The organism is Candidatus Kapaibacterium sp., assembly GCA_023957315.1.
Lineage (GTDB): Bacteria > Bacteroidota > Ignavibacteria > Kapaibacteriales > UBA2268 > PGYU01.
The window spans coordinates 44,853-60,840 of record JAMLHE010000014.1 but is presented as its reverse complement, the minus strand read 5'-3'; the positions used below and the strand labels follow the sequence as shown (position 1 = coordinate 60,840).

Genomic DNA, 15,988 nt, shown 5'->3' with positions numbered 1-15,988 from the left:
AATCCTATTAATTTATAAAAAATATTAGAGTTCTTTCAAAAATCTTCCGATGTTGCTAATGCCTTTTTTCATTTGTTCCATAACTTTGTTTAACCAGTTGTCGCCTGCTTCTGTGTCATTTTTTTCTTCCACTTCTGCTTCCATTTTAACGCTTTCTTCTGTTTCAGTCTGTACCGATTCGCCTTCTAAAATAGTTGTATTTAGCGAGGAACCGCCATAATTGTGAATATCCCACAAAACAAGACCCACTGAAGTTGCATACATCGGGTTTTCGATTTCCGGAACTAATCCGGAATATGTAAATCCTGATGGAATACCTATTTTCACAGGCATTTGCAGAATATGTTGGGCTAATTCATCTGTTCCTCGCAGTAAACTCGTGCCGCCTGTGATTACAACTCCGGCACCAAGTTGGCTACCGAATTGCGACTTCATAATTTCAGCTTGTATAAACTCGAAAATCTCTTCCATTCGTGGTTGTAATATATTGCAAAGATAATTTTTGGTTATCTCCTTTGGGGCTCTGCCACCAACGCCGGGTACCATTATTACTTCATCATTTTCGATTGAAGCTCCGAAAGAATGCCCGTAATCCCTCTTGAGCCTTTCGGCTTGAGACTGTATTATTCCAAGTCCTTTGCGAACGTCGTCGGTGACTTGCTTTCCGGCAATTGCAAATACAGAAGTATATCGAACAAGATTTTCTTCAAAAATTGCAATGTCCGTTGTACCACCACCAATATCTACCAATGCGACGCCAACTTCTTTTTCTTCAGGTGTCAGTACTGCCATAGCTGAGGCTAATGGCTCCAGAACAAGGTCTTTGATATTAAGTCCTGCTCTTTCGACGCATTTGTAAAGGTTTTGAATTGCTGTACTTAGTCCGGTTACGATATGAACGTTTGCTTCCATCCTCACTCCACTCATCCCGACCGGGTCTATGATACCGTCTTGTCCGTCAATTGTAAAATCTTGGGGAATAATGTGGATGATTTTTTTGTCCGCAGAAATGGAAATCTTGCGTGTTTCTTCTAATAATCTGTCAACATCTTTTTTTGAAATTTCATTTGTTGGTGACGAAATCCCGACGATACCACGCGATTGGAATGATTCTATATGGTCACCGGCGATTCCGACTACTACTTCTTTGATTGTAATGCCCGATTGTTGTTCGGCATCAACGATTACTCGCTTAATTGCACTTACAGTTTTATCGATATTTACTACAACACCGCGGTTCAATCCTTCGCTGTCTGCAACACCCATACCGAGTATTTTGATGATGTTGCTGTCAGGGTCTTTTTGAGCGACAATTGCACAAATTTTGGTTGTGCCTATGTCCAATCCGACTGCTATATGCTGTTGTGTTTCTGTCATCAATCTAATCTCTTTTGTTTTTATTATGATTCTCTATTTTAATAACCCGCCACAAGCCTATTGCTCCATCGCAGGTCTAAATATTTTACTTCCGACAACATCATTGTACGTTCGTTCTTAGCCGCAAATCTTACATATTTCTTAAGTTGTTCATCTAATTGGTATGAGGCATCTACAATCAACTTCACTCCGTAATCCGATGTGATGGTTTCAAAGCTTGTTCCTGATTTGAAATTGATTCGCGATATGATTATGTCGTAATCAGTGTTGCTGATTTCATCAACTATTTTCAATGCCATTTTGAGTGCTTTCATATTCAATCTACCGCTTAAGTATAAATTGCCTAAGATTGGAATATTGTCAACATTTTCGAGCGGCACATAAGGAAAAGTAAACCCGGAATCGTCGCTATAAGCTAAATTGCCGTCTGCTTTGATTAAAATTGCCGTAGGTTGACGCTCGAATACTTCGACGTGGATTTTGCCTTTGCCGTCGTGTGTGATTATTGTTTTTATGATGTATGGATTTTGCAAGAGCATTTTATCAATGTTTGCTATATCAATTTCGGAATAGGTCTTGCCGAGCACAGAGTCTTTGAGCATAATCATGATTTCTGATTCGCTCAAAATGTTGCTGCCTTCGACTTCGATTTTGCTTATGGATTGCTCTGAGTACCACTCGCCGGACTTGTAGGTAAGCGCTACTATGCCTATCAGTATGACTGCTATTACAATCAAACCAATAGGAAGGGCTCTCAAAAAAGAACCACGCTTAGGGACTTCATTTTTTTCTTGTCGTTCCATGTCTATGCTTACACTTATAATACAAGTACACGACTTAGAGTCTGCACTACCCTGAATTAAAAACCTACATGGAAGAAAATGTTGCATTTCTTCCTCTTTTTGTGAAAAATTTTCACTTGCTGCAATGGCAAAGATATATTACTTTCACAACATTAACAAATATTTTTTACATTTTTTTAGTTTTTTTTTCATTTTTTTTTATATCTTATGAGTTTAAAAGACATAATTTGTCATGATTATAATTGAATTTTAGGTCAAGATACTTTCCAACACAAGGATTCCCAAAATTTAAGCTCTGATAAATAAAAAATTGTATTGCAACATATTTTTTTGTGCTTTCGTCAATACAGATTTTGATTTTAACATGTTCAGCAAAGATTACCGAAACCACTATAAGATAAATATCAAATTAGCCTACCCGATTATTATTGGTCAGGTGGGTCATATTATGACCGGAATGGCAGATTCAATCATGGTAGGGCAGGTTGGAAGTGAATATCTTGCAGCTGCATCTTTTGCTCACAACATTTTTATTATGTTTTTCGTGTTCGGAGTGGGCTTATCCACTGGCTTGACGCCATTAGTTGGGGTTGCAAAAGGTGAAAATAACAGTCGTGAATGTGGAAGATTGCTCTCTAATGGTACAATTTTGGGGATTTTCGCCGGAATAGCACTCACAGCGATTATCTTAGCCGTTTACCCATTCCTGAAATATATGGGGCAAACTGATGTAGTGCTCCAATTGGCGCAACCATACTACATTATTACAGCTTTTTCAATGTTCCCGGGAATGCTTTTTCTGACATTTAAGCAATTCACCGAAGGTCTCTCGCTAACCAAACCCGCAATGTTCTTCAGCATTTCGGGGAATTTGCTAAACATAGTTTTGAACTACTTTTTGATTTACGGAGTCTGGATATTCCCGAGACTTGAGTTGGATGGAGCGGGTTGGGCGACATTGGTAGCGCGACTATACATGGGTTTGGCGTTTGGATATTATGTTTTTTCAAACAAGATTTTCAAAGGCTACATCAAGCATTTCGGCGATAAGTTAATATCTCGGAAACGAATAATTTCAATTTTGAAACTTGGAATCCCAATCGGTTTTCAGCTGATTTTGGAAATCGCTTCGTTCTCGTTTGGAGCGATTATGATTGGCTGGCTTGGTGCATACCCATTGGCGGCTCACCAAATCGCAATCAGTCTCGCGGCTACAACATATTTGGCGGCGGGTGGGCTTGCTTCGGCGGCAACGATTCGCATCAGCACATTGATTGGAGCCGGAAAATTTGAGGAAATGCGCCGCGCGGGATTTTCTACTTTTCTGATGGCAGCAATGTTTATGTTCGTTACGGCAATCCTATTCATATTGCTGAGGAATCATTTGCCCTTGATTTTTGTAAATGAGCGGGAAGTAATCGAACTCGCTTCCGGTTTAATCATCATAGCATCATTATTCCAAATGTTCGACGGAACGCAAGTAGTAGCATTAGGTGCATTGCGAGGCTTGAAGGATGTCAAAATCCCGACATTGACTGCACTGATGGCATATTGGTGCGTCGGCATACCAACGGGCTACACCTTAGCATTTGTCTTTGGATATGGTGCATACGGCGTATGGATAGGCTACTTAGTCGGGCTTGGCACCGCCGCCGTGTTGCTCTTTTTCAGATTCGTTAAAGTGTCGAAAGAGGTTGTTTAGAAAGCACCTCACCCGACCCTCCAAGAAAACATAGCCAATGAATTTATTCGTGTGAAAATCAAAACAATCCACCCCGTCTGCTTCGCAGACACCCCTCAAGATAGGAATTTAAGTCGTAGGGACAGAACAGCGTTCTGTCCTTTTCATCTTGAACAAGATTATCAAGATTTCAGGATGGACAAGATTTTATTATCGAAAACCACGAAGTGGTTAAATATGAATAGCCCCGTATGAAATGCGGGGAAGAAATCGCGACATATTCAACAAACCACGAAGTGGTTAAATATGAATAACCCCGTATGAAATGCGGGGAAAGAATCAAAGTATTATCCTTTCGTCCCGTCCGGTGCTACAATAGACGAAACCTTCCGAAGGTTTCGAACCTTCGGAAGGTTAATCATTCAATTCACACAAATCATAGTTCAGACAAATAAATCATAGTTCAGACTTTCACAAACATTTGCTTCCGACTACCAATACGAACATAATACACACCTCGAGGAAGATGCGAAATATCAATGCTTTAATTCCCCTCTTGAGGGGTGGATGCGCCAGCAGACGGGGTGGATTGTCATTGTCCTTAATAACCCACGAATAAATTCATGGGCTATGTTTTAGGTAGAGACAAAACAAAAAAAAGAGGCTGCCCATATGGACAGCCTCTTTTATACGTTTGCGAATCGGATTATTTAACAATAATCATCTTCTTGGTGTCTTTGAAAGGTCCGCTTACCATTTCGTAGAAGTAAACACCACTTGAAAGCTCTTCAACAGGGATACGTACGCTATATTCACCGCTATTCAATACGCCTGTGAATGGTACTGATACTAATTCACTTTGTGCATTGTACAAGCGGATTTCCGTTGGTATGTTTTTACCTCCAACGGAGAATACTATGTCGGCGCCTTCGCTGCCAACCGGATTAGGATTGACTTGACCTAAGTTGTATTTAGCAGATGAAATTTGAATCGGTCGCATAAAATCAACACAGACATCGTCCAAAGTAACTTTAGAATAAGCATAGTTGAATTTTACACAATGGTCATCTTCAAATATGGCATGTTCGATTATAGTTTCCTTCGCTTTGATTACCATGTTGCCGTCATTATCTGTGTAAATCGGCAAATACGAGTCAAATTTGATGTGTACCATTTCGAGGTCACGGTTGAAATTAGTTGCTAAATCTTGAGTACCTTGCAATGTAATGCGAACTGTTTCGCGGTTACTTATACGGTTGAATGAATATGTGGTACCTGTAATGATGTAGCCCATAGCTGCAAAATCGTCACCAACGAAGATTTTCGCTTGATTGCCGGGATTATGCCCGATACCCAAGAAGTCCTTGCTATAGGAGACTTCGACTGTAAATTCTGTGTTGTAGCTATTTTCAACTGCTCTGTCGCTTTGGATATAAACTGAGTATCCAATTGCATCTACTTTGCCGGGTGCCACATTAACTTCTGTTTCTGTACCCTTGCCACCACCTTTCGAGATTAAGCTTCTGCTCAACAATTCGACTTCAGTGGCTGTAACTGTCAATGTTGTTTCATCATCCGGTTTGGTAGTAGAGGAGGTCTTAACTTTTAAAAATAAGTCAGCATTGTCGTATGTGACAGTAGGAGTGAAAACTATTTCGATTTCTCTTGTATCACCGGATCCTAAAGTGAATGGAGGAACAGTCAAAATGCTGAAGTCCGGAAGAGATACATTCTGTAGTCCATAATCATTTGTAACAGTTAACGCGGTTACAGTTAGTTCTTCCGAACCTTCGTTTGTGATTGAGGCTCTCATAAGTATAGGACGGTTGATACAGGTAACTACTTCAGCAGCTTGCAAACTCCAAGCTTCGACTTCTGCTGTGCCTGTCCAAACTGAAGTTACTTCAAATTCAGCATCAGAAACAGTAGTCAAACTTACTTCGAATGACCCAAATGTTACTGCTTCAAACTCACCGGGTACATTGATATATTCGCCGGGGCTTAAAGTATAAGGTAATGTGATAGAATTACCATTTTGGTCTGTTAGCCCTTCTCTATCCCAGCGGAAGATGCCATTACCGCCAAATTCGGAGAATGTAGCACCGCCAACTGCATTAGTTACAAAATCTGTAATAACAACATCGTGGTCGTTTTCCCATTCATTGTTTGTGAATCTAACTGAACCCGTCTTCTTATCTGTACCGACAATCATATGACCGAAATCAAAGTCCTCGGTGCTTGTGCGTGGGAACACACCAATACCGCGTAAAGTGCTTGTCGGGTCATCCGGTGCATCGCTATTGAATGTAAGGACTAAGTTATGATTGCCATTTGTAGTTGGGTGGAAATACACAGGAATTGTGCGTTTAGAATTTGGAGCAATTTTCATATTTCCAAATATACCTGATAAAATATTCGGGTTTGACAAATCTTGCCCTGCATCTGTTTTGAAAGCACTTCCGAGAATATTCTCTGTTATAGTAACACTTTTAATCGTAACTTCAGCAGAACCATTGTTTTCTAAAGTAATTGCGTTATTGGCAGAAGGATATGGGTCAAATGCGTAAACTCCACCTTTATTAATATAAGAGTTGGGGTCAACAAGTCTTTCTTGCCAATTTTCTCCATTTACAATCAAACCGGGTTGGATACCGCGACCGCGTAATTCAGTTAAATGGTCAGGAATTTGAGTATCGGCAATCCATGTGATTGTACCGGTATAGTCTTGAACTAAAGCGGGTTTGAAACTAACTCTAACTGTGAGTAATTCACCTGGTTCGAGTAGAATCGGATTTGATTCGCTAAGTTTGCTAATGTCAAATTCAGGTAACTCGAACTCAAAAATTTCATCAGTACCTTTGATACCGATTCCGTCTGTCAATTCAATTCCTGTGATTTTCAAAGAAGTTGTTGCTTTATAAGCTCCAACATTCGGATTCTCTAAAATCAAATCAACAGTATTGGAGCGGGAATTAACGACTTGTAAATCGAAATCGTGGTCGGTAGCATTAATATAAGGATTGCCAATGAATGCTTCAACTAAAGCGAAGTATGTAAATACGCAAGTGTCGCCTGTTGAGTTTTCTATAACAATTACTCCTACTGAATCTTTGAAATAGCCTTCTTCGTTAGCTGTGAAGATTACGTCAAATTTCACTTCTTGACCTACAGCCAATGGTGCTAAGTTTACATTTTCATACCCAATCAAATCGAAGTTTTGATATCCGAAAATGTCGCTTGGTTTTTCTTCTTTTACTTTTGAATCAAGAGTGACGTATATACTGTATCTGTCTCCGATTTCTCTTTCACCGTCGTTACGTAAAGTAAAAGTCCTGCTTTCAGTTGTCGGTGGATTAACGAGTTTGAATGTACCGTAATTCTCTTTATATGGAGATAATGTAGGGCTTAGAGCATAGTGTTCGATAACAGTGTCTTTTCTATTACCGGCTCTATCCATGAATACAAGATGGGCTACACCATTCAAAGTTTCATCATTTACTTTTAAAGTCCATGTAGTTCTTGGTGAAGTACCCATTATATATTCTTCGACATTAAATTTGAAATTATAACTTTTTGAAACATCCATGAAAATCAAACCGAGATTCGAGCGATTTTCCGGGTCAATACGCGGTTCGTCAATGACTTCGCCCGCAACATCACCGGAGCAGTCTTGCATGAAAGAAACATAAGGTGCTAAAGTATCGGGTGTTTCCAAGTCAGCAGTTGCAACTGAAGTCGGGAAACCATATGAGTCATAATTATCATAACCATACGCATATGCCACGAATGGGTCATTTGCACGAAGTTTGTAAACGCCGTCATACAACAATTTGACAGTTTTGGAATAGTATCTTCTACCGTCTTCATCATAATCATTAAATGGAGTTCCCGGATTGCCGGAAAATGCTTCGAGAGGAATCCATCTGAATTGTCCGTCAATAACTTCTGCTATTTCCATATCTTGTGGAAGTCCGTTATCAATAGTAGCCTTGTATGCAATATTGATAAAATTATCTTTAAAACCAAACCCACCACGAATACCGGGGGTGTTGAATACGATTTCAGTCTGATATTGCTGTATTGGAGAAAGTTGCAATTGGAAGGGGTCATTCGAGACACCGTCATCATCTTGTCCGGGATTATACTGAACTACATTGATTGCTTCGTTAGACGAAACTACCACAGGTCTCGGATTGTCATCAGCTCCTGCACGAGTTTCCATCCAACCTCTTTCTCTCAGACCACCTGCACTTTGAATTGTACCGGAAGGTAATCCATCAAAAAAGTACTGAGTCATGGGCTTTTTAGCAAAGATTTTTATAAGTGTATATTTTTTTCTGCCTTGAATTGGGGTGACGTGGTACTTTTTACCCCAAACATTTTCGGGCAATTCTTGTTCAATTATGAAGTCACAATAACCAATATGTGAGGGTATGTAAGCACAGAAATTCCCGGAAAGCACATTGACAGGTTTTGTAGCATTAATTGTACTACCGGTTAGGTCATTGAAAGCCCCTATACCCGGAATTAACCAAATGTCACCTTCGTTTATTGTAGTTCTCATTACTTCATTTGCTCTGAGTTCTGACCCATCTAAAAGTGGAACCCGCGCATTCTCGTAACCACCAAGACGAAATGTTACTTTTGTGTTATCATAAACACCTACAATACTTGTATATGATGGTAGGAATTGACCTGTATTATTAGTAGGGTCTTCATAAGAAGCAACCTGATATTTTTTCCCCAACGAACTAACAGGAAGTGCTAAGTAACCATCTGAAGTATATTGGTAACGAGTTACACCATAGACAATAATCGGATAGTCTGCACTAATCCTGATTGCTCTCCCTTCCCATACCTGAGCGGGTTGGGGTCTAATTGGCAAACCTCCACTGCCTTTTGAATAAGCTTGACCTTCAGTTGGGGGCAGAGGAAACTCAATTACGTCATTTGGAATGGTGACTTTTTGTCTAAAAATAGCCAACCCCGGTATTTCTAAAGTTACTGTTGTAGCAACTGAGGAAGAAACATAAAGCCGGAGTGCGTTGTTCGGACCAGGATCTTCCCAACATGGATGAAATGTAACCCAGAACAATGTCCCTGCATTGTTCGAATTCAATAATTGTGGCAGATTCTCTTTAAACGAATCTACCAAATCGTCTTGGGCGACTGCGCTATTGTGAATAAATCCTGCAAGAAATATACCCATGATTATCAATAGGGTAATTTTGGTTTTCATAAATCCTCCAATCTTAATATGTCAATAAATATGAAATGTTTTTAAATTTCAGTACTCTTTCTATATGCAAAAAACAAGTGAAAATTTGATTTGTTACATTTTTTTTTTGATTTTTTTGATTTTTTTTTGTTAGTGTTCATGGTCAATTTCATGATTAATGAACTAATATTAATCAAAATCAATCACTTAATATAATTATTAGGCTTGCATACATTTTAGCTTCATATAAATTATCACCTGAAGAATAAAACTACATAATAACATTCTGCTATGAATAGCTGTATCGCTTTGATTCACCTGTGATTTAGATGATTATAGACAATATGGATTGTAAAAAAGTTCATGCTATTAATTACATTCACTAAATGCTTCATGGATAGCATCGTATAAAAGCGAAAAATATCCAAGAGATAGTTTAACACTTATAACAGAATTTTATTAATTTTTTTGGAAAAAAAAATAATAAAATTTTTTCTTAACTTCTAACTTATGAGGTATTTCTTGGAAATTTGCTTGGTTTAAAATTGGTTTAGGATTATGTCTTCGCGTAAAGCATAAGGCGAAAGTAGTATCTTTGGGTGCATTGCGTGGCTTGAAGGATGTCAAAATCCCGACTTTGACTGCATTAATAGCTTATTGGTGCGTCGGCATACCAACGGGCTACACCTTAGCATTTGTCTTTGACTACGGCGCCTACGGCGTTTGGCTCGGCTATTTATTTGGGCTTGGCACTGCCGTCGTCTTGCTCTTTTTCAGATTCGTTAAAGTGTCGAGAGAGGTGGTGTAGTTACGCTATCTCGAAATAATTGTCGCTGCCACGCAGTAGCTTCACTAATTTGGCGCGCACTTGCAAATTCTGTGTTTTGTTCAATTTTGGGTCGTCGCGGAGCAAATATTCGATTGCTTTTTTGGCTTGAGCGATGATTTCGCCGTCTTCCGCAAGACTTAGGTATTTGAACTCCGGCAGTCCCGATTGCTTGGTTCCCATTATGTCGCCGGGACCACGCAGCTTCATATCGGTTTCGGCAATTTCAAATCCGTCGGTGGTTTGCACCATCGTTTTCAATCTCGCAATCGCTGTTATTCGCTCGTCAGTCGAATCAGTCCCGCGTTTCATGCTGTATTGGTAGTTGTCCTTGGTCATCAGAATGCAATAGGATTCGCGAGTACCGCGCCCCACTCTGCCCCGAAGTTGGTGCAATTGCGACAATCCGAAGCGTTCGGCATTTTCAATTAACATTATATTTGCATTCGGAATATCAATGCCGACTTCAATCACAGTCGTCGCCACCAAAATGTCATATTCCTTTGCCAAAAATTTTTGCATAGCGTCCTCTTTCTCGCTCCAGTGCATTTGCCCATGAACCAAACCACACTGCAATTCGGGGAAAATATCCTTTGATAAAAATTCAAAATGCTCGGTTGCCGATTTCAATTCTTCCATTTTCTCGGATTTTTCGACCAAAGGGAACACGATGAATGCCTGACCGCCATCGCTTGCGTTTCGCCGGACAAAATCGTAAATTTCCTCCCTTTTGCTGTCGAACGATACATAGGTCTTGATTGGAATCCGGTTTTTGGGCATAGTCTTAATGATTGACACGTCCAAATCGCCGTAAACAGTCATAGTCAGCGTTCGCGGAATCGGTGTCGCCGACATCACCAAAACGTGCGGCATCACTTTCGATTCGGATGAATTTTTGCTCAGATTAATCAAATCACCCCTTTGCTTGACGCCGAAGCGGTGCTGCTCGTCAATTACCAAATATGCTAAATTTTTGTACATAATATTTTCGCTAAACATGGCATGAGTGCCGATGATGAGATGTGCTGTTCCATCAGCAATTTTTTCGAGTGCATATTTTCGTTGTTTGCCTGTTTGCCCACCCATAAGTCTGAAAATTTCCAGACCCAGCGGCTCGAATACTTTGCTCAAGTTGCTGTAATGTTGCTCGGCTAAAATTTCCGTCGGCGCCATCAATCCGCATTGAAAGCCTGCATCTATCGCCATCAAAATTGACAATGCGGCTACAATCGTTTTGCCCGAGCCGACATCGCCTTGCAGCAAGCGATTCATAGCTTGCCCGGAGCGAAAATCACCGGCGATTTCATTCAGCACCTTCTTTTGGTCGGACGTCAATTCAAATGGCAAACTATCGTATAGTTGCCGAGCCAATTTGCTCTTCCCTTCGATTAGATAAGCATTTTCGCTCGTTTTAGACTTGTGCTTGATGCTTTCTACTTTCATCAGAAAATAAAATATCTCCTCAAATTTGATTCGCCACCTTGCACGATTGAGCAAATCCTCCGATTGCGGGAAATGCAGATTCAGCACGGTAGATTTTATATCAGGCATATTCAAAGTTTTTCGGATTGTGTCCGGTAAAGATTCTGAAAGCCTGATAGTGTTCGCTTCGAGCAGTTGATTGATGATATTACTGAGCATTTTGTTCGTGATGCCGCCTTTTGCCATCTTCTCCGTAATTCGGTATTTCGGCAAAATCATCCCGCTCTCGTACATACGCGCATCGTCCGATTCCAAAATGTCAATCTCGGGATGAGAAAAGTTTACGGAATTATACTTGTCAATCTCGGCTTTGCCACTGACCGCGAGAATCTGCCCTTCCTGATAATGCTTGGAATAATATTGGACATAATTCCAAAAGAAAATGCTTGCATTAGTTCCACTGCCATCGCTCAAAGTCAGCTTCAGAAATTTGCGTTTTTTGCCGAATGAATTTTCGGACTTTTTGATAATTTTGGCTACGATTGTAGAAATAGACCGAAATCCTACGCTACTTGTCAATTCCACATCAATCATATCGTGGCTACCAAGCTCGCGAAACAGATTGCTGATTGTAGTCCGAGCGTTGCGGTCAATGTACGATGCCGGGAAGTATGTGACCAAATCGTCAGGTGCCAAAATTCCTGCTTCTGCAAGTATTTCGGCTCTTTTGGGTCCGACACCTTTTATATATTGAATCTCGTTTGCGTTCATCAAATTACATTTCGGAAAAAATACAATATTAAACGAAAAAATTACTCTAAGCAAATTTGTATATATTTTCGGTGATATTCAAATTTTTATTGATTTTTGGTGTAGATTTTCTTAAAATTGTAATATAATTTCGGATTTTTAATGGCAAAAGTATTAATTACAGGTGGAGCAGGATTTTTGGGCTCGCATCTGTGCGACAAATTTATAGCAGAGGGTTACGAAGTAGTGTGTATGGACAATTTCGTGACCGGTTCACCAGACAACATAGCTCATTTGATGGGCAATCCCAATTTCAAATTCATACTCCACGATGTTACAAATTACGTATATGTAGAAGGCGATTTGGACTATATTTTGCATTTTGCGTCTCCCGCCTCGCCTATAGATTACCTGAAGTTGCCCATTCAGACGCTCAAAGTAGGTTCGCTTGGCACTCATAAGGCGCTTGGATTGGCAAAAGCTAAAAATGCGAGAATCCTTTTAGCAAGCACCAGCGAAGTTTATGGCGACCCGTTGATTCACCCGCAACCCGAAGATTACTGGGGAAATGTCAATCCTGTGGGCTATCGCGGCGTTTATGACGAAGCAAAGCGGTTTGCCGAAGCGCTGACAATGGCTTATCACCGCTATCATGGCGTCGAAACCCGCATTGTGCGCATTTTCAATACTTACGGACCACGAATGAGATTGCAAGATGGCAGAGCAATTCCCAATTTTATCAATCAAGCGCTAAAAAATGAAGACGTAACTGTTTACGGTGATGGCGCCCAAACACGCTCGGTTTGCTATGTGGACGATTTGATTGAGGGGATTTATCGCCTGTTGCTGAGTGATGAGACAGACCCGGTAAACATCGGCAATCCGGCAGAATTGACAATGCTTGAATTAGCCAAAGAAATTATCGAACTGACAGGCTCCCGAAGTAAAGTTGTTTTCGAAGATTTGCCTTCCGACGACCCAAAAGTTCGCCAACCGAATATTACTCGGGCGAGTGAGATATTGAATTGGGAACCAAAAGTAGAACGCAAAGCAGGGCTCATGCGCACAATTGCTGACTTCAAAAAGAGGCTAAATTTAGTATAATGAAGGAGTTATACAGATTAATACCATATTTGAAGCGCTACAAGAAAAAGCTGATTTTGGGTTTGATTGTTGTAACGATTGCTAATCTTTGCGCCACATACGTGCCGAGATTGGTCGGTACAACGATTGACATGATTGTTGACGGCAATTATGATATGAACAAAATATTGCTCAATATTTTGTACATATTGCTGCTGACGGCGTTTGCGGGATATTTCATGTTCCTAACTCGTCGAATGATAATTGTAGCATCGCGTGAAATCGAGTATGATTTGCGGAAAGATTTGCTCAATTCGATTCAGAGCCAATCTATGAATTTCTTTCACAAAAATCCGACGGGGAATCTGATGGCTCACGCTACAAACGATATTCCGGCGGCGAGGGAATTTCTGGGTCCTGCAATCATGTATTCCGCAAATACGGTCACAACTTTTACTTTTGCACTGTATTTCATGCTTACTCTGAATCCCGAAATAACGATGATAGGTCTGATTCCGCTGCCATTCATAGCGTATGCGACTTATTTAGTTGGCAAGAAAATTCATATTGCATTTAAAGATGTGCAGTCGAAATTTGCAGAACTTACCACACAAGCACAGGAAAGTATTTCCGGAGTTCGAGTAATCAGGGCATACACGCGCGAATTTTACGAATACACTCGATTTGCAGCAATGAGCAAAGAGTATTTGTTCAAAAATCTGCGTCTTGCACGTATCGAAGCCATATTCATGCCTTTGCTGATGGTGCTTGTAGGCTTGTCTCATATTGCAGTTCTTGCTTATGGCGGTAATTTGGTTATTGATGGGCGGGCTTCTTTGGGAGATTTGGCGCAATTTTTCATTTATCTCGAGCTTTTGGTGTGGCCCGTGGCAGCGATTGGTTGGGTTACGAACCTAATTCAACGGGGAGCGGCTTCCTCAGCGCGTCTCGGCAAGTTGCTCGAAGAGGTTCCGGAGATTGCCAACAACAGCGAAACTGATAATTCGATTAAGAAAATTGAGGGCGAAGTCGAGTTCGATTCAATTAATTACAAATATCCGAGCACTGAAAACATAGTGTTAGATGATATTTCGTTCCGAATTTCTAAGGGGAAAACTTTGGGTATCGTGGGTTCGGTTGGCACCGGCAAATCAACGATTATTAATTTGCTTTTGCGGCTTTTTGAAACGAATTCCGGTGCAATTAAAATTGACGGACATAATTTGAAAAGTATTCCGATTGATTTGCTAAGAAAGCATATTTCGGTCGTGCCGCAAGAGCCATTCCTGTTTTCGGATACAATCAAGGGCAATATCAGTTTTGGCAATCCCAGAGCTACGATGGAAGAAATTATTGCCGTTGCCGAAAAATGCAAGTTGCACGAGGAAGTCCTGACTTTCCAAAACGGCTACGACACAATGCTTGGCGAGCGTGGCATCACACTTTCGGGTGGGCAGAAGCAACGAGTTTCGATAGCACGCGCCATGATTACCAATCCATCGATTCTGATACTCGATGATTCGCTCTCAGCCGTGGATTCGGCGACAGAATCGTTCGTATTGGGCAATTTGAAGGAATTCATGAAAGACCGCACCACAATTATTATCTCGCACAGGATTTCAACCGTGATGAATGCCGACAACATTATCTTGCTCGACAAAGGCAAAATCGCCGAATCGGGCAACCACGAGCAATTAGTCACATTAAACGGCAAATACGCCAACATATTCCGCCTCCAACAATTAGCGAAGGAGATTGAGGAGTTGTGAGGGGGATTACATAGCCCACGATTTCTACGGTGGGGAAACAAAGAAACCACAAGAAAAATAAACATAGCCCACGGTTTCAACCGTGGGAAAAGAAACACGAGAAAGACAAACATAGCCCACGGTTTTAACCGTGGGGAAAAAATGAACGAAAACATAGCACACGGTTTAACCGTGGGGACGATTTTTGAACATTTGATAAATGGATTTATCCATTTTCATTGCTCATGTCGTTTTATTCATAAACCCATATATTTTCAAAAAATCGTCGAATTCTTGCTGAAATGTTATCTTTTTATGGTGTTGTTTTTGATTTTGAATGTATTGGAAAACCTTTTCCACAACTGACTCCGAAATCGAATAGGCTGCATAACCTGTTTGCCATACGAATTTCTCTTTAATAAAATTGTTTTGATTTACAAAATGTGAACTGCTCCCTTTAATTTGTTTGATAACATCCACAATTGATTTCTGTGGGTTTAATAAAAACAAACAATGGATATGGTCGGACGTTCCGTTGATAATTCTTACGGGACACGTTTGTTCGAGTAGTTGTTCAGAAATATATTGGTACAAATTATTTTCAAAACTCAAATCAATTAGGGGCATCCTATCTTTGGTTGACCATATTGAATGTATCCATATTTTATTGAATGAATGTGGCATAACATTTCCCTTTTCAAACCATTAAAATGGTTTATCATTTCATTGGCATTTTGTGACCCACGAATAAATTCGTGGGCTATGTTTTTTTGATATGTTATATGAATTGGATAATCATTTTTTATTGTGATGATATAAACAATATTTAAACCGTAAAAAAAAAACGACAATGACAAACATAGCCCACGGTTTCAACCGTGGGGGGAAAAAAAAACACGAGAATGACAAACATAGCCAACGGTTTTAATCGTGAAAAAAAAACACGAGAATGACAAACATAGCCAACGGTTTTAATCGTGAAAAAAAAACACGAGCAAAAGAAACATAGCCCACGGTTTTAACCGTGGAGAAAGTTTTGCGGACATTTGATAAATGGATTTATCCATTTACAAATTATAT

The 15,988-nt window shown here is 40.2% G+C and carries 9 protein-coding genes; 4 read left to right on the top strand and 5 right to left on the bottom strand.

Annotated elements, in window-relative coordinates; all coding sequences use genetic code 11:
• Positions 1-24 precede the first annotated feature (24 nt).
• A complete protein-coding gene (ftsA, locus tag M9949_12510; GenBank protein ID MCO5252222.1) occupies positions 25-1,377 on the bottom strand; it encodes a cell division protein FtsA in 1,353 nt (450 codons plus the stop codon).
• Positions 1,378-1,415: 38 nt separating this feature from the next.
• Entirely contained in the window at positions 1,416-2,180 is a 765-nt protein-coding gene (locus M9949_12505; protein ID MCO5252221.1) for an FtsQ-type POTRA domain-containing protein, read from the bottom strand.
• A 364-nt stretch (positions 2,181-2,544) separates the two neighbouring features.
• On the opposite strand from M9949_12505, the gene M9949_12500 reads away from it, so the two are divergent.
• Positions 2,545-3,882 carry an MATE family efflux transporter gene (locus M9949_12500; GenBank protein MCO5252220.1) on the top strand — a complete coding sequence of 446 codons (1,338 nt, stop codon included), beginning with the start codon at positions 2,545-2,547 and terminating at the stop codon, positions 3,880-3,882.
• 685 nt (positions 3,883-4,567) lie between these two features.
• Here the strand turns inward: M9949_12500 and M9949_12495 are convergent.
• Positions 4,568-9,100, bottom strand: coding sequence for a T9SS type A sorting domain-containing protein (locus tag M9949_12495; GenBank protein ID MCO5252219.1), 4,533 nt, complete (start codon positions 9,098-9,100; stop codon positions 4,568-4,570).
• Between the two features lie 574 nt (positions 9,101-9,674).
• On the opposite strand from M9949_12495, the gene M9949_12490 reads away from it, so the two are divergent.
• The gene (locus M9949_12490) at positions 9,675-9,887 is read left to right on the top strand and encodes a hypothetical protein (protein ID MCO5252218.1); all 213 of its coding nucleotides are present in this window, start codon (positions 9,675-9,677) and stop codon (positions 9,885-9,887) included.
• On the opposite strand, the gene recG is transcribed toward M9949_12490, so the two are convergent.
• On the bottom strand, positions 9,888-12,098 hold the full coding sequence (recG, locus tag M9949_12485) for an ATP-dependent DNA helicase RecG (protein MCO5252217.1): 2,211 nt from the start codon (positions 12,096-12,098) through the stop codon (positions 9,888-9,890).
• Between the two features lie 141 nt (positions 12,099-12,239).
• On the opposite strand from recG, the gene M9949_12480 reads away from it, so the two are divergent.
• Together M9949_12480 and M9949_12475 are read left to right on the top strand one after the other, a co-directional pair.
• The gene (locus tag M9949_12480; GenBank protein MCO5252216.1) at positions 12,240-13,181 is read left to right on the top strand and encodes an SDR family oxidoreductase; all 942 of its coding nucleotides are present in this window, start codon (positions 12,240-12,242) and stop codon (positions 13,179-13,181) included.
• On the top strand, positions 13,181-14,929 hold the full coding sequence (locus M9949_12475) for an ABC transporter ATP-binding protein/permease (GenBank protein ID MCO5252215.1): 1,749 nt from the start codon (positions 13,181-13,183) through the stop codon (positions 14,927-14,929). Before M9949_12480 ends, M9949_12475 begins: the two co-directional genes overlap by 1 nt.
• A gap of 222 nt (positions 14,930-15,151) precedes the next feature.
• On the opposite strand, the gene tnpA is transcribed toward M9949_12475, so the two are convergent.
• The gene (tnpA, locus tag M9949_12470; GenBank protein ID MCO5252214.1) at positions 15,152-15,592 is read right to left on the bottom strand and encodes an IS200/IS605 family transposase; all 441 of its coding nucleotides are present in this window, start codon (positions 15,590-15,592) and stop codon (positions 15,152-15,154) included.
• Between the last annotated feature and the right edge of the window lie 396 nt (positions 15,593-15,988).

What these genes read in the sequence shown, in the direction of transcription:
- ftsA (MCO5252222.1), bottom strand. Translation starts at nt 1,377, where the DNA reads ATGACAGAAACACAACAGCATATAGCAGTCGGATTGGACATAGGCACA.
- M9949_12505 (MCO5252221.1), bottom strand. Translation starts at nt 2,180, where the DNA reads ATGGAACGACAAGAAAAAAATGAAGTCCCTAAGCGTGGTTCTTTTTTG.
- M9949_12500 (MCO5252220.1), top strand. Translation starts at nt 2,545, where the DNA reads ATGTTCAGCAAAGATTACCGAAACCACTATAAGATAAATATCAAATTA.
- M9949_12495 (MCO5252219.1), bottom strand. Translation starts at nt 9,100, where the DNA reads ATGAAAACCAAAATTACCCTATTGATAATCATGGGTATATTTCTTGCA.
- recG (MCO5252217.1), bottom strand. Translation starts at nt 12,098, where the DNA reads ATGAACGCAAACGAGATTCAATATATAAAAGGTGTCGGACCCAAAAGA.
- M9949_12480 (MCO5252216.1), top strand. Translation starts at nt 12,240, where the DNA reads ATGGCAAAAGTATTAATTACAGGTGGAGCAGGATTTTTGGGCTCGCAT.
- M9949_12475 (MCO5252215.1), top strand. Translation starts at nt 13,181, where the DNA reads ATGAAGGAGTTATACAGATTAATACCATATTTGAAGCGCTACAAGAAA.
- tnpA (MCO5252214.1), bottom strand. Translation starts at nt 15,592, where the DNA reads ATGCCACATTCATTCAATAAAATATGGATACATTCAATATGGTCAACC.